This window comes from Sorangium sp. So ce590 (assembly GCF_051521365.1).
GTDB lineage: Bacteria > Myxococcota_A > Polyangia > Polyangiales > Polyangiaceae > Sorangium.
In genome coordinates this window covers 7,826,146-7,845,914 of sequence record NZ_CP150346.1, presented here as the reverse complement: position 1 = coordinate 7,845,914, position 19,769 = coordinate 7,826,146, and the positions used below count along the sequence as shown (strand labels likewise).

Below are 19,769 nucleotides of genomic sequence, written 5' to 3'. Positions count from 1 at the left end.
GCGGAGCGGCGGGGCCGGCGGCCGCAGCGCCGCCGCCCTTCGGAGAAACGCCCTCCGTCGCGCACCGCGTGAGCAGCGCCGGGCGGCCCGGAGCGAGCGCGGGGTTGCCGGCCGGAGGTCCTCGCGAGCCGTCGGCGCTCGGGGTGCCGGCCCCGGCGTTCGTCGGGCGCGAGCGTCCGGGCGCGGAGCACGGCGCGCTGGCGAGGCCGCATCCGCAGCGCAACGACGACATGCCCTTCCTGGGCGATCTCGACGACGACATCCACGACGAGCTCACGCTGGATGCGCCCACGGTCGTCGACGACGAGGACGACGAGGACGACGTCCCCACGCGGATGCGGGAGGCATCCCAGGCCACGTCCGACGCGCCCCTTCAGGTCATGGCGGCAGCGCCGGTCAGCACGCCGCAGGCGCTCGCCGACGCGGCGACGGAAGGCCGCCCCGCTGGAGCGCCGGTCGATCGCGCGCCGGGGGTGCTCCCGGCCCCTGCGTCCGGGAGCCCCGACGCCGCGAGCGGCGGGCTCCCCGGGCCGCGCGTCGCTGCCGTCGGCGCGATCAGCCCGCCACAGCCAGCGTCGCCGCCCCCGCAGGACGCCCTCGCCGCGCAGCCGAGCGCGGCGCCGGCGCAGCAGGGCTCAGCCGCGCCGGCGCCGTCGTCCTTCGGCAGGCTCGACGGCATGACCACCGACCCGCCCCCCGATCGCTCGGGGCGGCTGGGGATGATCATCGCGGTGCTCGTGGCGCTCCTCCTGGCGGCGGGGGCGATGCTGTTCGCCGCGCAGCTGGGCCTGCTGGGGGCCGCGCCCGGTGCGCCCGGGGAGGGGACGGTCCAGCCGATCCCCGCGCCGGCCGTCGCCTCGGTCGAGGGTCGCCTGCGGCTGGACCGCCGCCTTGTGAAAGCTCTGGATCTGGGCGTCGAAGCCGCCCAGATCCACGCGCTGGAGCGCCTCGGGCCGGAGGCCTGAGCGGCGCGCGACCGCCTCGGTCCGCTCGGGGAACGGCGAGATCCACACAAGCCTGCCGCCCGGCGCGAGCGCGCGCGCGGCGCCCTCGACGAAGCGCTCGAGCATGGCGTCGAGATCTCCCGTGCGCTCGACGCGCCTCCCGAGGGGCGGGTTGGTCAGGATCAGCGTGGGGGCGTCGCCCGGGGGCGGCCCGCCGTACGCGTCGCGCTGGAGGAGCTCCGCGTCGCGCGCGCCCGCGGCGTCGAGGTTCTCCCGCGCGATCTCCAGGGCCCGAGGATCGCGATCCGAGCCCACGAGCCGCCGGTACGGCCCGAGCAGGGCGCGCTCGCAGAGCTCCAGGCCCGAGCCGACGAACGGATCCCAGACGACGTCGTCGGCGCGCACCCCCGCGATGCGCGCGAGCGCCGCCGCGATCGTCGGGTGCGACGCCGCGGGCACGTCGCCCTGGCGGTACGCGAACCTCGGGTCGGGCAGGCGCGGCGCGAGCTCGACCCGGACGCGCCCCGCGCCCTCGTAGACGACCACGTCCCACGTGCTCTGCGTCGGATCGTTCACGAGCTCCGGGGCCCCTGCCTCGACCGCCGCCGCCGCGCGGAACACCGCTGCCCGGCGCTTGCCGCCGCCGGCCCAGTCGATGCGGTAGCGGATCGCGCCGCGCGTGAAGCGGCGCAGGATCTCGAGCGACTCCCGCGAGAGCAGGCGCTCGGCGACCGCCGCGGCGAGATCGGCGCCCGGATCGAGCTTCCGCAGCGGCAGCGGCAGCGCGATCGACAGCATCGTGCGGGCCCCGAACAGGACGTCGAGGCGGCCGCTCAGCATCACCTCGACGCGCGTGCCGCCGCACGGATCGCTCCGGAGCTCGGGGACGAGCGCCCCGCCGGGGGAGCCCTTGTCGAGCGCCGCGAGCTCCTCGGCGAGGAGCGCCTCGAGCCCGCGCCGGCAGCGCACCGCCACGCGGACAGGGAGCTCCGGCGCGCGATCGCCGGCGATCTCCGACGGCTCGCCGCGCGACAGGGTCCTCCTGGCCAGGAGCTCGGCGCGCGCGCGCACGCCGGCGACGTCGTCGTCGCCGCCGAGCTCGGCCAGCACGTCGAGCGCGGCGCCGCCGCCGACCTTGCCGAGCGCGTCGATCAGCGCGCGGCGGACGTCGGGCGAGCGCTCGCTGCGCGCCGCCTCGGCGAGCGCCTGCTCGACGAGCGGGCGACCGAGATCCGCCGCCTTCGGCTTGCCGAGCGCCACCGCCGCCATCCGCCGCGTGCGGCGATCGTCGTCGCGGAGGCAGGCGAGCAGGTAGTCGCGCGCCCGCTCGGAGACCTCGGGATCGAGCGGCGCGGCGGCCATCAGCTTGCCGATGAGCCGGGTGAGCGGCGCGCGCAGCGACGGCGCCGCGCCGGCGGCGCGCTCGAGCGCGGCCGGCAGCGCGGCCGCGCCGGCGCGCCGCAGCGCCCGCTCGGCGGGCTCGCCGGCCGTCTCGAGCAGCGAGAGGAGGGCGGTGAAGTGGCGGCGCCCCGGCGTGAAGCCCGGGTCCGAGAGGGCGCGCTGGAGGTCGGGGTCGGGCGTGGCGGGGGAGCTCATCGAGTCTGGGATCTCCACGTTTTCATTGGGGATCCCAGCGGATGCAGCCGGCCGGGATCCAGGGGGTGCCTGCGTCGCTCGCCGCGCGCGCTCGACTTTCGCGACAAGCGCGCCGTTCCGGCAAGCTCTTTCAGCGTAGGACCTCTCGGCGCTCTCGTCTTCGGTCCCCGGGTCGCTAGAGTTCCACCATGCCGGATCTGAGCCAGGTCATCCCGCGGACGGCGTTGCCGCACGACGTGCTGCGCGCGGCGCTCGGCGCGATCGAGGCGGGGCGGCGGGTGGTGCTCGCCTCGGTGGTGGCGCGGCACGGCTCGGCGCCGTCGACGCCGGGGCAGAAGCTCTGCCTGCTCGAGGATCTCACCGCGATCGGCACGATCGGCGGCGGCGCCGTCGAGCGGGCGGCGCTCGGGATCATGGGGCGCGCGCTCGACGAGCTCGCCAGCACCCCGAAGCTCGAGACCTTCCGGCTGGGCCCGAGCCTCGGGATGTGCTGCGGCGGCTCGGTCGAGGTCCTCATCGAGCCGATGCTGCCCGCGGTGCACGTGCTCGTGATCGGCGCCGGGCACGTGGGCGCGTTCGCGGCGCCGCTCCTCGCGTCGCTGGGCTTCCGGGTCACCCTCTGCGACGCGCGCGCCGCCGCCGCCGATCCCGCCCGCGTGCCGCCGTCGGGGCCGCTGGCCGGCGTGCCGCTTTTACATGACGGCGCGCAGCAGGGGCCCCTGCCGGCGCTCGCGGGGCAGGTGCGGCTCGTGCTTGCAGATCACGACGACCCCGAGGTGGCGGCGGGCCTGCCGAGGGATCTCGGCGAGGCGGCGGCGCTCGTGATGACGCACGACCACGGGCTCGACCAGGCGGCCATCGAGTGGGCGCTCGCGCGCGGGTTCGGCTACGTCGGCGGGGTCGGGAGCCGGGCGAAGGCGGCGCGCACGCGCGCGCGGCTCGAGTCGAAGGGGGTGTCGGAGAGCGACGTCGCGCGGGTCCGGATGCCGGTCGGCGTCGACATCGGGGCGCGCACCCCGGCCGAGATCAGCGTCGCCCTCTCCGCGGAGCTGGTCGCCTGGCGCTCGGGGCGACAGCGTGCTCGGTGGTCGCCCGCCGCGACTGCGCTGGCGGGGGAGGAGCAGGCTCGATGAAGACCGTGATCACGATCGTGCTCGCCGCGGGCGCGGGCAAGCGGCTCGGGGGGCCGAAGGCGCTCCTCGCCTGGCCCGCGGGGGCGAAGGGAGGGGCCGAGCGGCCGCTGGCCATCGCGCACGCGGAGGCGCGGCTCGCGGCCGAGAGCGCGCGGGTGCTCGTGGTGGTGCGCACCTCCGTCTTTCACGCGCTCCTGGCCCACGTGCGGCCAGGCATCGACCTCGTCTCGTGGACCGCCCCGGACGACCTCGGCCCAGCGGGCTCGCTGGCCGTCGCCGCGCCGCGCATCGGCGACGCCGATGCCGTCGTCGTGACGCCGGTCGACGTGCCCCCCGCGAGCGCCGCGACGGTGGCGCGGCTGCTCGCCCGGCTCGACGCGGGCGCGTCGTCCGCGACGCCGCCGCTTGCGGTGCGGCCGCGGCACCTCGGCCGCGGCGGCCACCCGGTGGTGCTGCGCGCCGAGGCGCTGCAGCGCTACCTCGAGCCGGATCCGCCGCCGCTCCGGGATCACCTGCGGGCGCTCGGCGACAGGTGCGTGGGCGAGGAGGTGGACGATCCGAGGGTGCTGCACGACCTGAACATCCCGGTGGACGTGATCCGCGTGCTCGGGGGGCCGCCGCGCTTTCTCACCTGAGGGCGATCGGCGATCGTCGACGACATCGCGCAGCGCGCCTGGGTCGACGTCGCCAGGGCGACCGGGCTATCGTCGGTGAGGAGGAGCAGAAGAATGGCGACGAGCCCTCCAGCTTCAGCAAGCGCCGTGGGGAGCAGCGTGCCCCGCGCCGACGGCCCCCCCAAGGTCACGGGGGCGTCGCGCTACGTCGACGATCTCCCGGCGATGCCGGGCGAGATCTTCGGGCGCACCGTGCGGAGCCCGGTGCCGCGCGGGATCCTCCGGGGGGTGCGGTTCGACCCCGCGTTCGACTGGAGCGACGTCACGGTGGTGCTCGCCGAGGATGTCCCGGTCAACGTGGTCGCGCTGATCCTGGACGATCAGCCGATCCTCGGGACCGGGAAGGTGAACCACGCCTACGAGCCGATCGTCCTGCTCGGCTGCGCCGATCGGCTGAAGCTCTCGCGGGCGGTCCAGGCCGTCGCGCTCGACATCGATCCGCTGCCGCCGGTGCTCGACATGCGCGCCGCGCTCGAGGGCGAGGAGATCCTCTGGGGCACCGACAACGTCATCAAGCGGTACCTCATCACGAAGGGGTGCGCGGACGCCGAGCGTGAGCGCAGCGAGGCCGCCATCGACGCGGCGCTCGCGCGCTGCGAGGTGGTCGTCACCGGGACGTACGCCTCGCACCACCAGGAGCAGCTCTACATCGAGCCGCAGGGGGTCATCGCCTGGTGGGACGAGGCAGGCGCGCACGCGACCGGCTCGATCCAGTGCCCGTTCTACGTGCAGAAGGCGTTCCTGAAGGCGTTTGGGCTGCCGCCCGACCGGATTCACATCACGCAGTCGGTGACCGGGGGCGGCTTCGGGGGCAAGGAGGAGTACCCGTCGATCATCGCGCTCCACGCGGCGCTCCTGGCGAGGAAGAGCGGCCGCCCGGTGCGGATGATCTACGACCGGACGGAGGACATCGAGGCGACGACGAAGCGCCACCCGGCGTCCTGCGAGATCACGAGCGGCTGCGATCGGGACGGGACGCTCCGCGCGCTGAAGGTCCGGGTCCTCATGGATGGCGGCGCGTACGCGACGCTGTCGCAGGTGGTCCTGTCGCGCGGCGCCCTCCACGCGTCGGGCGCCTACCGCTGGGACGACGTCTGGATCGAGGCGACCGCGGTCGCGACGAACACGCCGCCGAACGGCGCCTTCCGCGGCTTCGGCGCGCCGCAGACGATCTGGGCGATCGAGCGGCACCTCGACCGCGTCGCGCGGGAGCTCGGCTGCGATCCGCTCGACCTGAAGGCGAAGAACGTGCTGCGCCCCGGCGACTCGACGGCGACGGGGCAGGTGCTCCGCGAGAGCGTCGCGGGCGAGGAGTGCATCGCGAAGGCGATCGCGGCGAGCGGCTACCGGCAGAAGCGCGCGGCCGGCCCGGTCGTGCGCGGGCGCGTGGCGCGCGGGATCGGGCTGTCCGTGTTCATGCACGGCGCGGGCTTCACCGGGTCGGGCGAGCGCTACTACAAGGGCAAGATCGCGGTGGACCTCGCGCCCGGCGGGCGCCTCCGCATCCGCACGGCGTCGACCGACATCGGCCAGGGGACGGAGACGGTGTTCCGGCAGATCGCCGCGGACGCGGCGGGGCTGCCGATCGACCGGGTCGAGTTCGAGGTGCCGTGCACGACGAGGGTGCCCGACTCGGGCCCCACGGTCGCGTCGCGCACCGTCATGGTGGTCGGGTCGATCCTCGAGGCCGCGGCGCGCGAGCTGGCGAGCCGCGTGCGCGACGAGCAGGAGGCGGCGCGGCCGCCGCGCGCCGCGCAGGAGGGGCAGGCGAGCCGAGCGGCGCCGGCGGCGCTGAGCTTCGAGGAGGCCGCCGACCGGCTGCTCGCCCGCGAGGGGCAGGTGACGTCGCTGAAGCAGTACGAGCCACCGGGCCACGTGCGCTGGGACGACGAGGCTTACAAGGGAGACGCGTACCCGTGCTTCGGGTGGGCGTGCGACGTGGTCGAGGTCGAGGTGGATCTCGACACCTTCGAGGTGACCGTCGTCGACTTCTGGTCGGCCGCGGACGTGGGCAAGGCGATCCACCCGGTGATGTGCAAGGGGCAGATCGAGGGCGGCAGCCTCCAGGCGATCGGCTGGGCGCTCTCCGAGGAGATCGTCTGGCAGGGCGGCAAGATCAGGAACCCGAGGATGACCAACTACATCATCCCGACGTCGCTCGACGCGCCGCCGTTCCATGTCGTCCTTGTCGAGGCGCCGTTCCCGCTCGGTCCGGGCGGCGGGGCCAAGGGCATCGGCGAGATGCCGATGGATGGCGGCGCGCCCGCGGTGGCCGCGGCGGTCGAGCACGCGACGGGGATCGCCGCGTGCGCGCTGCCGCTCACGCCGGAGCGCCTGTTCGAGGCGGCGCGCGGCGCCGCGGCGCCACGGCCGGCGGCGGGGAGAGGGGAGCGCGCATGAAGATATCGCTCGTCGTCAACGGCTCGCCGCGCGAGCTCGATCTGCCGCCGCTCTCGCGGCTGCTCGACGCGCTCCGGGGGCCGCTCGGGCTCACGGGCACGAAGGAGGGGTGCGCGGAGGGCGAGTGCGGCGCGTGCACGGTGCTGATCGACGGCGACCCCGTGAACGCGTGCCTCGTCGCGATCGGGCAGTGCGAGGGGCGGCACGTGACGACGGTCGAGGGCCTCGCCGCCGCCGGGCACCTGTCGCCGCTGCAGCGCTGCTTCATCGAGGAGGGCGGCGCGCAGTGCGGGATCTGCACGCCCGGCATGCTCGTCTCCGCCGAGGCGCTGCTCGTGCGGAACCCGGATCCCTCGGAGCTCGACGTGCGCGAGGCGCTCGCGGGCAACCTGTGCCGCTGCACCGGCTACCAGCGGATCGTCGAGAGCGTCCGCGCCGCGGCGGCGTTGCGCCGGGGCGGGGGAGGGGGGAGGGCCCCGTGAGCATCGCGGATCTCCCCCTGTTCGAGATGCGGCGCGTCTCCGGGCTCGGCCCCCTGTGCGAGCTCGTGGCGGAGCAGGCCGCGCGCGGCGCGCCGGTCGCGCTCCTGGCCGGCGGCACCGACTGGGTCGTCGAGCAGGAGCTCAGGCCTCCGCTCGGTGTGCCCGCCCCGGCGGCGGCGGCGCCGCCGGCGAGCGCCGATCCGGCGGCGCCGCCGATCGTCGTCGACGTGTCCCGGCTCCCGGACCTGCGCGGCATCTCGATCTCGGGCGACACGCTCCGGGTGGGCGCCGCGACGACCTACCTGGAGATGCGCCGGAGCGACGCGATCGCCCGGCGGGCGCCGCTCCTCGCGCGGATGGGCCGCGACGTGGGCGCGGTGCAGATCCAGGCGCGCGGCACGCTCGGCGGCAACCTGGCCACCGCGTCGCCGGCGGCCGACGGCGTGGCCGCGCTCGCCGCCTACGACGCGATCGTCGTGGTGCAGAGCGTCCGGGGGGAGCGGCGCATCCCGATGAGCGCCCTGCAGACGGGCTACAAGCGCACGTCGCGCGCGCCGGACGAGGTGATCGTCGCGGTGGAGATCGCGCTGCCGGAGGCCGGATCGCCCTGGTACTGGCGGAAAGTCGGCGCGCGCCGTGCTCAGGCGATCTCGAAGGTCGCGCTCGCGGGGGTGGCCGAGGTGCGATCCGGGCGGCTCGTGCGGCTCGGGCTGGGGATGGCGTCGGTCGCGCCCACGACGGCGCTCCTGCCGAGCGTGCGCGCGCTCTGCATGTCGCGCCCGCTCGACGAGCTCACCGCGGCGGAGCTCGACGCCGCGGTGGCGCAGGACATCTCGCCCATCGACGACGTGCGCTCGACGCGCGCCTACCGGGAGCACTGCGCTCGCGGGGTGATGCGAGAGCTCCTCCGGCAGCTCGGCGCGCCGGTCTGATCACTCCATCCAGTCGAGCTGCGCGGCCTCGAGTCGGCGGCTGCGCCCGCCGGAGCACGCCGGCCGCTCGCGCGACGGCGGCGCGGGCGGGGGATCCATGTCCACGTCATCGCAGCGAGCGCATCGCCGCGGGGTGTTGGTGCCAGCCTGGAAAATGGTGACGCAGCCGCAGGCCTGGCAGATCATGCCGATATCGTAGTTCATGAGCACTCCTCGACGACGAACGCTCCGGGACGGCCCGAGCGGCGGGAGGATGCGCTGGCGGGGCGACGCGCGCGCGACGGCGCGGCAAACATCGCGCGGAAGCCTCGGTTCGCCGGGGTTCGCGGCTCGAAAAGCGGGCCGCGCCGACGTTCCAGGACATGCGAGAAGAGCCGCTCGGTGACCTTAATTGATTTTGACTTTCATTTTGCACGGGGTCGTGGTACCCGCGCGCTCGCGACACTGCGAGCCCGACACGAGCGCCGCACGGTAATTTTAGTTTGTATAATTTATTGCATTTGATGCTGCTCCGTACCTCCCTACGCGGGCTTGGCCTCGCCGCGCCCGTGCTTCTGCTCACCCTGACCCGCGCCCATGCGCAGTCTCCTGAACCGAGCCCAGGGGACCCCTCTGCTTCGGGTCCCCCTCCGGATGTCGGAGCGCCGGTGGAGGTCCAGGGCGCTGCCGCACCGGAGCAGGCGCCGCCCCCTCGTGGCGAAGCGCCGGCGGAGGTCCAGGGCGCTGCCGCGCCGGAGCAGGCGCCGCCCCCTCGTGGCGGAGCGCCGGTGGAGGTCCAGGGCGCTGCCGCACCGGAGCAGGCGCCGCCCCCTCGTGGCGAAGCGCCGGCGGAGGTCACGGTCGCGGGGACGCGCGTGACGAGGACCGCGGGCTCTGCCCATGTGATCAAGAGCCGCCAGCTGGAGCGCTTCGAGCACGACGACCCGCACGCGGTGCTGATCAGCGTCCCAGGCGTGTACGTGAGGGGCGAGGACGGGCTGGGCCTGCGGCCGAACATCGGTGTGCGCGGCGTCAACCCCGATCGCAGCAAGAAGGTGACGCTCATGGAGGACGGCGTCCCCATCTCGCCTGCGCCGTACTCCGCGCCAGCAGCCTATTACTTCCCCCTGATCACGCGCATGTCGAACGTGCGGGTGATCAAGGGGCCAGGGGCCATCGCGTACGGCCCGCAGACCGTGGGCGGCACGGTGGATCTCATCACCCGCTCCGCCCCGTCGCTCGCCTCGGGCGCGCTCGACCTCGCCCTCGGCGAGTACGGCTACGGCAAGGCGCACGGCTATCTCGGGTCGAGCGACGGTCAGATGGACTTCCTCGTCGAGGGCGTGCACCTCCGGAGCGACGGGTTCAAGGAGCTCCCGGGCGGCGCGGACACCGGGTTCTACCGCAACGAGGTGATGCTCAAGGGCAGCTACGTCATCGACCCGACCGCGCGCATCAAGAACGAGCTCCGCCTCAAGCTCACGTACTCGGAAGAGCTCTCGAACGAGACGTACCTCGGCATCACGGACGAGGACTTCGAGGCGAGCCCGCGCCGCCGCTACGGCGTGAGCGCGCTCGATCGGATGCGCAACCACCGCACCGCGGTCGCCTTGACCCACGTGATCGAGCCGTCCCCGGACCTGTCGGTGACGACGACCGTCTACCGGAGCGACTTCTCGCGCGCGTGGCGCAAGGTGAACGGCTTCCGCGGGGCCAACCTGTTCGACGTGCTCGCCGCCCCCGACACGCCGCAGAACGCTGTGTACTACGCCGTGCTCACCGGGCAGCTCGACAGCTCGACGCCGGGAGAGACGCTGCTCATCGGCCCCAACGAGCGCGACTTCGCCGCCCATGGCGTGGAGACCCGCGTCCGCTGGAACACGACCACGGGGCCGGTCTCGCACCGCGTCGAGTACGGCCTGCGCCTGCACTACGATCGGGTCGAGCGCCGCCACAGCGAGAACGGGTTTCACGTGCTCGGGGGCACGCTCGTGCCGGACGGCGGCCCGACCGTCGTGACCCAGTTCAACGAGGCGTGGACCGAGGCGGCCGCGCTCCATGCGAGCGATGCGGTCACGTGGAGATCGCTCACGGTGACGCCCGGCGTCCGGATCGAGATGATGCGCTCCGCGTTCGTGGATCGCGCGGCCGGGAGCGAGCAGACGCGGCTCGCGCGGGCGCTCCTGCCCGGCGCCGGCGCCTACTACGCGCTCACCGAGGCGCTCGGGCTCCTGGCCGGCGTCTACCGCGGCTTCAGCCCGCCGGCGCCGGGGAGCGACGAGCACGTCCTGCCCGAGCTCAGCGTGAACTACGAGGGCGGCGCGCGCTTCGCCGACGGACCGCTGCGCGCGGAGCTCATCGGCTACTACAACGATTACTCGAACATCACGGACGTCTGCACGCTCTCGAGCGGCTGCCTCGACGCGGATCTCGACCGCCAGTACGACGCGGGCGAGGCCCGGATCTACGGCGTCGAGGCCTACGCCGAGCACGAGGTCCCGCTCGGCCAGCTGAAGCTGCCGATCACCGTGGCCTACACGCTCACCCAGACCGAGTTTCTCTCGAGCTTCACCTCGGACGACCCCATCTTCGGCCGGGTGGCGAAGGGGGACGAGATGCCCTACGTGCCGCGGCACCAGGCGAGCCTGTCGGTCGGGGTCGAGCACGAGCGCGCCGGCGTCGTCGTGGGCGCAAGCTACGTGTCGGCGATGCGCGAGAAGGCCGGCGGCGAGCCCATGTCCCAGGCGCTCGCCACCGACGAGCAGCTCCTGATCGACGCGAGCGCCAAGGTGCGTGTCGTCGGGCCGCTCGTGCTCTACGCGAACGCGCGCAACATCCTCGGCTCCCAGTACATCGTGTCGCGCCGGCCCTTCGGCGCCCGGCCGAACGCGCCGCGCTGGATCCAGGTCGGGGCCAAGGCGTCGTTCTGACGCGGAGCCTGGCGCCGATCAGAGCGGCCGGAGGTGCGGCGGACGCTCCTTCGGGCCCGGGAGGATGTAAGACGCCGGGGCGATGCCGTCGCGGACCGAGGCGAGGTCGACGCCAGGATCGATGAGGCGCGCGATGCGGCGGCCGTTGAGCGAGACGAGGGCGTCGGCGCGCACCTCCACGGGCCCGCGGCCGCGGCGCTCGAAGTCTCCCCGGATGTGGCGAGAGAGCTGCAGGATGAGGTCGGGCTGGCCCGCCATCTCGCGCTCCTGCTGGCGGGTCAGGTACTCCCGCGGGCTCACGTGCCACGTCCGGCCGGTCTGCGTGTTGCGGACGATGAAGGTGACGCTCCCGTTCTTCTCGCGGACCATCACGCGCCACGAGAAGCGCATTCCCTGCTCGTGCCAGCGCACGTTGCCGCCGTACGCCAGGAACCGGAGCGGCAGCGCGAGCTGGACCGCGCAGTACGCGGCGCCGAGCGCGAGCCCGAGCGCGCGCAGCCGTCGCGCGGGGGGCGCCGCCGGCGAGGCGGCAAGGTCGCCCGCGAGCGCGGGCCGCTCGCCGGCGCTGCCGTGGCCGCCGGCGCTGCCGTGGCCGAGGAGCGCGCGCGCCCGGGCGACGAGCCACCCGGGCCACGTCGGGGGAAAGAACACGAGCGCGGACAGGACCATGATCACCGGGAACATCCCGATCGGGAACAGCGCGCGCGTGACGGCGTGGAACAGGATCACCGCGACGTAGGCGAAGGGACGGAGCCTCCGGACGAGGAGCAGCCAGACGATGCTTGTGTCGAACAGGAACCCCGCCCAGCTCATGAGCGGCGCGGCCCACGGGTGCGTGAAGAGCGGGCCGAGGACCGGCATGTCGGTGCGCGAGCCGAGCCATATCCTGAGCGGCTGCGCGTGCAGGAGCCAGTCGCCGTGCGCCTTGGCGAGCCCCGCGAACGTGTAGACGACGCCGACCTGGAAGCGGAACAGGTACAGCCACGCGGCCGGGACGGAGCGCTCGCGGCGCCGGGAGAACAGCGCGTCGACGGACCAGGCGCGGTGCGCGGGCGACACCGCGAGCAGGAGGCCGAGCAGGCTCGCGAGGTAGTAGTGGTTGAGGTACGTCGTGACGTCGATGACCTGCAGGTAGGTGAAGCCGACGACGAACAAGGGCGCCGCGACGCGGAACATGAGGCCGAGGGCGATCGCCAGGGCGAGCGCCCCGAGCGCCCAGAACAGGGCGTGCATCCCGGCCGGCGGCAGCGGCTCGACCCAGGCGAAGCCCCAGTACTTGAAATGAAAGCTCGGCTTGACGAAGAGCTCGTCGATCCAGCCGTACGCGACGAAGCGCGCCATGCTCACGCACATCGTGAGCCCGAACAGGGCGCGGAACGCGGCGAGCCAGGCGATATCGACCGGGCGAGCCAGCGCCCCGGCCGCCCGCGACCACGCCGCCGCGAGCCCGCGGGAGGGCGCGCGGTCAGGGAGCTCAGTCGTTGTCACCTTCCGACGACTGGGGCAGCTCGAGGTTCAGCGCGCTGACGAACTCCGTCTTGAGCAGGTCCGTCAGGGCCTTCACGGCGTTGTAGACCCCCTCGACCTTCGCCCGGTCGGTCGCGAGCGCCTGCTCCATCGGCAGGTCGAGCGCGTCCACGGCCGCCTGGGCTCCCGAGAGCGCCAAGAGCATGCGATCGGCGAGATCGCCCGAGCCGATCTCGCGCAGCCAGTCGTCGAACCCGACGCCCTCGCCGCCCTCGCCGCAGCCCTGAAACAGGCGCCGGAAGCCTCTCAGGTTCGCCCGGAGGTGCGCCGCCGAGACCAGGGCAAAGCGGGACTCCAGCGCTTCCGGGCAGGTGGGCGTCACGCAGTCCGCGGTGAAGCCGAGCGGCCGCCCGAGCTTCCAGTCCTTGAGCTCCTTCTCGACATAGAACATCGCGTCGCTCACCGCGTTGAGCGCGTCCTGCTCGGTCGCGAAGACGGGGCTCCCGTGGCCGGCCTGGGTGAGCTTCTCCCGGAAGCTCCCCGCCTCGGGCGCCCAGACGCGCGCGAGCGCGCCCGCGCGGGTGAGCACGTCCGCGGCCACCGCGGCGGCATAATCGGCCTTGCGCCGCGCGAGCTCTCCGGCGCCGAGCGCCGCCCAGGTGCCGCTCGCGTTGATGGTCGAGAACTGCGAGCAGGCGTTGTCGCCGCCACCGTGGAAGACGAGGTACTCGAACGCGGCGAGGCCGCGGGCGTTGATGAGCGACGAGGAGAAGCTCGGTTGCGCGTAGGCCCGGCTCACGATCTGCTCCTCGATCTTGCACCGGCTCACGAGGGGCCAGGCGTAGATCTGGTCCCGGAGATCCTGCCCTCCAGGATGCGCGGAGCTCGCCGCGGGGCCGAAGCGGAAGATCTCTGCCTCCTGCCAGACCGTCATGGCGGCGAGCCAGGCGCCGCGCGCGGCGGAGGCGCTCGGCTCGCCCGGGTCGCTGGCGAGGGCCGAGGCGCTCTCGCTGAGCGCGCGCGCCTGCGCCTCGAACTCGCAGGCGCGGTTCAGCGCGCAATCGGCGGCCGCCGAGAGCAGCTTGGCTTTCGTGAAGGGGCCTTCAGCGATGGGGACCGGGGCGCAGACGTCACCGACGCCCGGCTCGCCGCCCCCCGCGCCTCCGGTCGCGGCGCTCGTGGAGGCGCCCGTCGTGGCGCTCGCCGTCGTGGCGCTCGCCGTCGTGGCGCTCCCGGCGCCGCTCCCGGTCGAAGGCGCGGGCGCAGCCCCGCCGCTGCCCGATGGCTGCGCGCCGCCGGGGCCCGCGTTCTGGCCGGTGTAGACAACCTCGTTCGGGGGAGGCTTGCGACACGCGACGACCGTGGCGACGCCGACGAGCGACAGCAGGAGCGCCGCCGGGAGGCGGTGGGCTGCGCTCCCGTTCGGGGCCCGGTTCATTCTCGGCCTCACGCTGTTCATGCAGCCTTCCTGGGATACGGGCGCTCGCCCCGGGCCCCGCGGCGTCGCGGCGGCCGAGGCTCGTTTCACGGGAGGATCGTCGGTCGCTCCCCGTCCGTCAACACGAGGCGGGGAGCGCGCTGCCTCTCGTATCGGTCGTGTCAGTCCCTCGGGGCCGGGACCGGCAGCAGGACCAGCGTCGCGTCGTCGTCCTCGGGCCCGTTGCCGTCGGACCGGTATCCGGCGGCCGCGATCCAGGCGCCGTTCGGGGACACCGCGACGCCGAAGAGCGAGTCATCGGAACGATCGAAGCTGTAGAGCCGATGTCCGCTCGGAGAAAAGCGCGCGTCCGGGGCGCCGTTCCGATCGAGCACGGCGATCATGGCATCGACATTCCCCGTGGCGGGGGTGGCGCTCCCGACCATCACGACGCGATCGTCGGGCAGGGCGAGGAGGTTGCGCCCGCGATCGTTGTCGCCGGCCACGTCGAGCAGGAAGCCGCCGCTCACGCCCCAGGAGGCGTCGAAACCGCCGGTGGCCGTGACGCGGAAGGACACGAGGTCCACAGGGCCGCTCTCCTCGGCGCGCCCGTATCCGGTGGTCACGTACTTGCCGTCCGACTGGAGGGCCGCGCCGTAGGCCTCGGCCATGCCGACCGGGAACGGCGCGAGCCTCACGACGCCGTCCGACGAGAAGGTCGTATCGGGGGTCCCGTCGTCGTTCAGCCGCAGCAGCACGATCTGGTTCCTGCCGCCCACGCTCGTGTAACCGGAAGAGAAGATCTTGCCGTCGGGCTGCACGAGCCCGTTGCGCGGGTTGTCGCCCAGGTTCAGCCCGTCGACGTCGAGCGTGTGAACCCCCTCGGTCGCAAAGGTGGTGTCCAGATCGCCGTCCGCGGTGAGCCGCACGATCGCGCGGTCTCGATCGGCGCGGCCTTCCGCCTTCTTGGAGGCGAAGAGGACCAGCTGATCGTCGATGTCGCGGTCGACGCCCCAGAGCATGTCGCCCGTGTTGCCGTCACCGGCGCCGAGATCGTGGATGGCGATGCCGTCCGTGCCGAAGGTCGTGTCGAGCGTGCCGTCGGTGTTGAACCGTACGACCGCGAGATCCGCGTCGGGCGGCGTGGCGCTCGGGTCGTGCTCGACATTGCCCGCGAGCACGACCTTGCCGTCGGACTGCAGGACGATGCCGCGCGCGGTCTCTGCGGTCCCGCCCGCGACCACGTTGACCTTCGCTATCCCGTTCGTGCCGAAGGTGGTGTCGCGCGAGCCATCGGTGTTGAAGCGCGCCACCACCATGTGGGTGTCGCCCTCCACGGCCACGTGTCCCGCGGCGTAGGCCTTCGATTCGGCGTCGAACGCCACGGCCCAGAAGCGGTCGTCGGCGGCCTCATCGAGCGCCACGACCCCTGCGAAGCCGTCCGCCCAGGGCTCCTCACCGGTGCCGCCGCCTTCGCCCGCGCCGCCGGTGCCGCCGCCCGCGCCGCCGCCGCCTTCGCCCGCGCCGCCGCCGCCTTCGCTCGCGCCGCCGGTGCCGCCGCCTTCGCCCGCGCCGCCGCCGCCTTCGCTCGCGCCGCCGGTGCCCCCGCCCTCACCGCCCCCGCCGGTGCTGCTCGTCGAGGTCGCACCGCCTGTACCCCCGGCGCCTCCAGAATTCTCCTGGCCGTCGGTGTCGTCACCGCACGCAGCCACCCCGCCGAACAGCACGCACCAGGAAATTCCGAACGTCGCGAGAACGGTCCGATGAGCGGACAGCCAGGTTCTCCTCGAAGGCATGATCGACGACCCTTTCATGAAGATGATAATGAAAGTCGCTAACTGAGGCGGAAATGTATGTGCAGGAAGACCGCTCTGTCAAGAGATTCCGCTGGATCTGGCGCGTCGATGGGCCGGTGATTGCCGGGGATCTCGCCGGGACGGGCAGCGCGGCGTTGCCTCCACGCCCGTTCTCGAGGCGCGAATCGCCTGGATTGAAGCTGTGCCACGGCGATCCTCGGCGCATCCCTGCTGCCGGTCTTCCGTCCGCCTCAATCGCGCAGCGGTCTCGACGTCATGCCGCTCGGGCTGGCAGCGCGCGGGCGCCGCCGCCGCCGCGTCAGAGCAAGGTGAGGAGGCGCCGGGCGCGGGCCTCGGCCGACTGGATGAGCTGCTCGGACTCGAGCTCGGGGATCTCGAGCTTCTTGCACAGCGCGGCGAGGTACTGCTTCTCCGCGTCGTGCTGCTCGCCGTCGACGAAGGTGAGCAGCACCGCGTGCTGGAGCAGCGTGCGGCGGTCGTCGCCGCCGAGCTCGCCGAGGGGCACGTCGTCCAGGGTCTTCCGCTCGGCGGCGTAGGCGCGGATCTCCTTGGCCTGGTCCTCGCTTGCCTCGAACGCCGCGATCAGCCCCTCCACCATCTCGCGCTCGGTGTCGTGGAGCTCGCCGTCCGCCCACGCCACGCTCACGAGCGACTTCACGATCGCCATGCTCTGCTCTTGCATGGCGACGAGTGTCGTCGCTCCTCCGGGGCAACGTCAATCGTGAGGGGGCGGCGTCCTCGCCTCCGCGTGCGGCACGACGTGCAGGGCGCCGCGCGCGAGCGGCCCGGCCAGCGAGGCGAAGAGCTCCGGCCGCAGCGTCCCGGCGAGCCCGGCGAAGAGCAGGGCGAGCGCGACGAGCGCGAGCCACAGGGACAGGCCTCTCCGGCGCCGGGTCACCAGGGGCGCAGGCGGCCTGCTGCCCTCGTCCAGCGCGACCGGCTCGGCTTCGGGCGCGGCGCGCTCGGACGGAACGGGACGCCCCGCCCCGGGGACGGGCGAGCGCACGCCCGCGATGGCGAGCGCGGAGCTCGCGGAGAGAGCCGCGACCGGGGGAGGCGTGAGGGTGAGGTCGAGGCCTGCGAGCGCCTTCATGCTGCGCGCGGCGCGGCGCTGCGCGCTGTGCTCCGACTGCGCCACGAAGCGCGCGACGAGCTCGTCGACCCGGGAAGCTCCGGCGCCGTCCGCCGGGGGGCGCGCGCTCCGGGATCGACGCGAGGCGCTCCACACGATGGCGTCGATGGGAGCGAGGCCCGCCGGGCACGGCTCCTCCGCCGGGGCCGCGTCCGCGGGCGGGTCTGCCGGCACGGCGTCGAGCGCCGACACCGGGGCATCCGCCTCCACCGCCGCCGAGGTCTCGGCCGCCGCAGGCGGGGCCGCCGCGGCCGGAGCACCGTCGCCGCGCTGCGCCGGAAGGGGCCAGGGCAGCGTGTGTCGCGCTTCCGGCGTTTCTTCGAGCGACGCGACGGGCGCTCGAGGACCCGCGGGCACGGCGCCGAGGTGCTCCCGACGGACGAGCGGCCAGCCGTCGTAGGCCGGGGTGACCTGGAGAGCTGCCGCCTCCTCGACCTTGAAATGGATGGCGGGGGCGCGCGCAGTCTCGACGGCCTCCGCCGGAACCTCGACGGCCTCCGCCGGAACCTCGCCGGCCTCCGCCGGAACCTCGCCGGCCTCCGCCGGAACCTCGCCGGCCTCCGCCGGAACCTCGCCGGCCTCCGCCGGAACCTCGACGGCCTCCGCCGGAACCTCGGTCGCCCCGGCGGGCGCCTCCGCCAGGTGGTTGGCCGCGGCGCCCTCGGCCGCCATCCTCTCCGCCCATACGGCCGTGGCCACGGTGGGCGTCGGCTCCTGCGAGAGCGGGACGACGCCGGCGGGATCCGGCGAGAGCTCGACGAGGATCGAGTCGGTCGGCGTAGGCTCCCGGGGAGGCGGCGCGACGCGGGCGGGGGCAGGGGAGAAGTCGACGAGGAACACCTCGATCCCCTCGGGGCTCGTGAGCGCCTCCCCGTACCCCGAGGCGCAGGCGACGGGCGATGATCCTGCCACGGCGCGCGTCCCTTCAGGTGCGACGGCCGCCACCGCCGGCGCGATCGGCGAGCTCGACGCGATGAGCGCCACGGGCGCGATCGACCGCACAGGCTCGATGAGCTCCGGGATCACCGGGACCTCGGCCGGCGCTCCGGCCGTCTCGATCTCCACCACCGCCTGCACGATGGTGGGTGTCGGCTCCGGGAAGGCCTCGGCTTGCGCGCCGGCGTGCGTGGGGGGCTCGACCGCGCCGGTCTGCGCCTCGGAGCGCGCGGCATGCTCGGGAGACGGCTCGACGGCCGAGGTCCCGGCGACCTCGCCCGCCACCGCAGAGGCCTGGAGCGGCGGCCCGGCGGTCTCGCACGCGACCGGCCCGGGACTGAGGGTGAGCTCCACGATCGCAGGCGCGATCGGCCCGGGGCTGAGGGTGAGCGCCACGATCGCCGGCGCCGGCGGCGCGGCCTCGTCGCGCATCGCGGCGGCTGGGTCACGCGGCGCCACGGCGGCCTGGCCGCGGGGCGCGACCGCTGCCTCGGCGCGCGGCTCGTGCTGCGATCGCGCGGGCGGCGGCTGCGCCCTCTCGCTCGCTTCCTGCGCCGCGGGCCTCGCCTGGACCTCCGCCCGCGCGCGCTTCAGCCGGCCGGCCTCCTTGGCGCGCAGCGTCTCGCGGGCGAGCCGCGCCAGCGCGCGCCGGGCGGCGTTGCGGTTCACCGGGATCAGCGCGGCCTCGAGCTCGCGCGCCACCGCGTCCGGGTCCTGCTCGGACGCGGGGCGCGGGCGCGCGGTCGCCGCGAGGCTCGGCATGCTGCCCGCGGACGAGGCGAGCAGCCGCGCGAGCAGATCGCGCAGCAGCCGCGCCGCCTCCGCGGGCGCCACCGCCTCGCCGCGCGAGCGCAGCGTGACGGTGCCCTCGGTCGTGAGCAGCACCGCGCGATGGTCGAGCCGGAGGGGCAGGCGCGACGTCGCGTCGCTGACCGCCAGCGCGAGGTAGCCCGAGGTCTCCGGCACCAGCGAGGCGCACCGCGCGTGCGCCGCCGCGAGCACCTCCTCCAGCGTGACGCAGGCGCTCACGAGAGCCCCCGCGCCGCCGCGTCGCTCGCGCGCGCCGGCCTGACCGGCACCCCCGCCGCCGCGAGGTACGCCTTCGCCTCGCCGATCGTGTACTCGCCGTCGTGGAAGATCGACGCGGCGAGCGCGGCGTCGGCGCCGCCCTCGACGAGGCCGGCGCGCAGGTGATCCAGCGTCCCGACGCCGCCCGACGCGATCACCGGGACCGGCACGGCCCGCGCGATGGCGGCCGTCAGCAGGAGGTCGTACCCGTCCCGCGTGCCGTCGCGGTCCATGCTCGTGACGAGCAGCTCGCCGGCGCCCGCGCGCGCGATCTCCTCGGCCCACGCGACCGCGTCGCGCCCCGTATCCCGCCGGCCGCCGTGGGTCACCACGGTCCAGGCCACACGCGAGGGATCGGCGATCCGGCGCGCGTCGATCGCCACCACGATCGCCTGCGCGCCCCACCGGTCCGCGGCGCGGCGCACGAGGTCGGGATCGTTCACGGCCGCGGTGTTGATCGCCACCTTGTCGGCCCCGGCGTGGAGGAGCGCCTCAATGTCCTCCTCGGACTTGACGCCGCCGCCGACCGTCAGCGGGGTGAACAGCACGTCCGCCGTGCGCGCCACGACGTCCAGGATGATGCCGCGCTTCTCGTGCGACGCGGTGATGTCGAGGAACGTGATCTCGTCGGCGCCCTCGGCGTCGTAACGGCGGGCGGCCTCGACGGGATCGCCGGCGTCCCGCAGCCCCACAAAGCGGACGCCCTTCACGACGCGGCCGTCCTTGACGTCGAGGCACGGGATGATGCGCTTCGCGAGCATACGTGGGCGTTAGCGTACCTGCCGCGCGTGGGCCAACTGTTGCGAGGCGCGCTTTCGCCGGCGTTTCCGTCGCAGCGATGGGGCCGCGCGTGGACTGGACG

At 74.3% G+C, this 19,769-nt stretch carries 14 protein-coding genes; 6 read left to right on the top strand and 8 right to left on the bottom strand.

Features of this window, described 5'->3' with window-relative positions; genetic code table 11:
• Positions 1-635 precede the first annotated feature (635 nt).
• Positions 636-2,540, bottom strand: a complete 1,905-nt coding sequence (locus WMF28_RS29415) for a HEAT repeat domain-containing protein (RefSeq protein WP_437596654.1) — start codon at positions 2,538-2,540, stop codon at positions 636-638.
• 188 nt (positions 2,541-2,728) lie between these two features.
• Here WMF28_RS29415 and WMF28_RS29410 point away from each other — a divergent pair, with 188 nt between their 5' ends.
• The 5 genes from WMF28_RS29410 to WMF28_RS29390 all read left to right on the top strand — a co-directional run bounded on the left by WMF28_RS29410 (position 2,729) and on the right by WMF28_RS29390 (position 8,161).
• Entirely contained in the window at positions 2,729-3,673 is a 945-nt protein-coding gene (locus WMF28_RS29410) for an XdhC family protein (protein WP_437596653.1), read from the top strand.
• Entirely contained in the window at positions 3,670-4,308 is a 639-nt protein-coding gene (locus tag WMF28_RS29405; RefSeq protein WP_437596652.1) for a nucleotidyltransferase family protein, read from the top strand. Before WMF28_RS29410 ends, WMF28_RS29405 begins: the two co-directional genes overlap by 4 nt.
• A 93-nt stretch (positions 4,309-4,401) precedes the next feature.
• Positions 4,402-6,747 carry a xanthine dehydrogenase family protein molybdopterin-binding subunit gene (locus WMF28_RS29400; RefSeq protein WP_437596651.1) on the top strand — a complete coding sequence of 782 codons (2,346 nt, stop codon included), beginning with the start codon at positions 4,402-4,404 and terminating at the stop codon, positions 6,745-6,747.
• Positions 6,744-7,229, top strand: a complete 486-nt coding sequence (locus WMF28_RS29395) for a (2Fe-2S)-binding protein (protein ID WP_437596650.1) — start codon at positions 6,744-6,746, stop codon at positions 7,227-7,229. Before WMF28_RS29400 ends, WMF28_RS29395 begins: the two co-directional genes overlap by 4 nt.
• Positions 7,226-8,161 (top strand): FAD binding domain-containing protein, encoded by a 936-nt coding sequence (locus WMF28_RS29390; protein ID WP_437596649.1) that lies wholly within the window; start codon positions 7,226-7,228, stop codon positions 8,159-8,161. The genes WMF28_RS29395 and WMF28_RS29390 overlap by 4 nt, the downstream gene beginning before the upstream one ends.
• On the opposite strand, the gene WMF28_RS29385 is transcribed toward WMF28_RS29390, so the two are convergent.
• Positions 8,162-8,365: a hypothetical protein gene (locus tag WMF28_RS29385; RefSeq protein ID WP_437596648.1), complete on the bottom strand. Its 204-nt coding sequence runs from the start codon at positions 8,363-8,365 to the stop codon at positions 8,162-8,164.
• Between the two features lie 443 nt (positions 8,366-8,808).
• Between WMF28_RS29385 and WMF28_RS29380 the strand changes: the two genes are divergently transcribed.
• Positions 8,809-11,070, top strand: coding sequence for a TonB-dependent receptor family protein (locus WMF28_RS29380; RefSeq protein WP_437596647.1), 2,262 nt, complete (start codon positions 8,809-8,811; stop codon positions 11,068-11,070).
• A gap of 18 nt (positions 11,071-11,088) precedes the next feature.
• Here the strand turns inward: WMF28_RS29380 and WMF28_RS29375 are convergent, their stop codons facing one another.
• From WMF28_RS29375 to hisF, 6 genes are all read right to left on the bottom strand, one after another.
• Positions 11,089-12,558 carry an HTTM domain-containing protein gene (locus tag WMF28_RS29375; protein WP_437596646.1) on the bottom strand — a complete coding sequence of 490 codons (1,470 nt, stop codon included), beginning with the start codon at positions 12,556-12,558 and terminating at the stop codon, positions 11,089-11,091.
• Complete coding sequence (locus WMF28_RS29370) at positions 12,545-13,996, bottom strand: imelysin family protein (RefSeq protein WP_437596645.1); 1,452 nt, start codon at positions 13,994-13,996, stop codon at positions 12,545-12,547. The genes WMF28_RS29375 and WMF28_RS29370 overlap by 14 nt, the downstream gene beginning before the upstream one ends.
• A gap of 140 nt (positions 13,997-14,136) precedes the next feature.
• Positions 14,137-15,750 (bottom strand): delta-60 repeat domain-containing protein, encoded by a 1,614-nt coding sequence (locus WMF28_RS29365; RefSeq protein ID WP_437596644.1) that lies wholly within the window; start codon positions 15,748-15,750, stop codon positions 14,137-14,139.
• 319 nt (positions 15,751-16,069) lie between these two features.
• Entirely contained in the window at positions 16,070-16,453 is a 384-nt protein-coding gene (locus WMF28_RS29360; RefSeq protein ID WP_437596643.1) for a TerB family tellurite resistance protein, read from the bottom strand.
• 33 nt (positions 16,454-16,486) lie between these two features.
• Positions 16,487-18,868: a hypothetical protein gene (locus WMF28_RS29355; protein WP_437596642.1), complete on the bottom strand. Its 2,382-nt coding sequence runs from the start codon at positions 18,866-18,868 to the stop codon at positions 16,487-16,489.
• Complete coding sequence (gene hisF, locus WMF28_RS29350) at positions 18,865-19,668, bottom strand: imidazole glycerol phosphate synthase subunit HisF (protein ID WP_437596641.1); 804 nt, start codon at positions 19,666-19,668, stop codon at positions 18,865-18,867. Before hisF ends, WMF28_RS29355 begins: the two co-directional genes overlap by 4 nt.
• Positions 19,669-19,769: the final 101 nt, after the last annotated feature.

Bases quoted from the DNA above. Each gene is read 5' to 3' on its own strand.
- WMF28_RS29415 (WP_437596654.1), bottom strand. From the start codon at position 2,540: ATGAGCTCCCCCGCCACGCCCGACCCCGACCTCCAGCGCGCCCTCTCG.
- WMF28_RS29410 (WP_437596653.1), top strand. From the start codon at position 2,729: ATGCCGGATCTGAGCCAGGTCATCCCGCGGACGGCGTTGCCGCACGAC.
- WMF28_RS29405 (WP_437596652.1), top strand. From the start codon at position 3,670: ATGAAGACCGTGATCACGATCGTGCTCGCCGCGGGCGCGGGCAAGCGG.
- WMF28_RS29400 (WP_437596651.1), top strand. From the start codon at position 4,402: ATGGCGACGAGCCCTCCAGCTTCAGCAAGCGCCGTGGGGAGCAGCGTG.
- WMF28_RS29395 (WP_437596650.1), top strand. From the start codon at position 6,744: ATGAAGATATCGCTCGTCGTCAACGGCTCGCCGCGCGAGCTCGATCTG.
- WMF28_RS29385 (WP_437596648.1), bottom strand. From the start codon at position 8,365: ATGAACTACGATATCGGCATGATCTGCCAGGCCTGCGGCTGCGTCACC.
- WMF28_RS29370 (WP_437596645.1), bottom strand. From the start codon at position 13,996: ATGAACAGCGTGAGGCCGAGAATGAACCGGGCCCCGAACGGGAGCGCA.
- WMF28_RS29365 (WP_437596644.1), bottom strand. From the start codon at position 15,750: ATGCCTTCGAGGAGAACCTGGCTGTCCGCTCATCGGACCGTTCTCGCG.
- WMF28_RS29360 (WP_437596643.1), bottom strand. From the start codon at position 16,453: ATGCAAGAGCAGAGCATGGCGATCGTGAAGTCGCTCGTGAGCGTGGCG.
- hisF (WP_437596641.1), bottom strand. From the start codon at position 19,668: ATGCTCGCGAAGCGCATCATCCCGTGCCTCGACGTCAAGGACGGCCGC.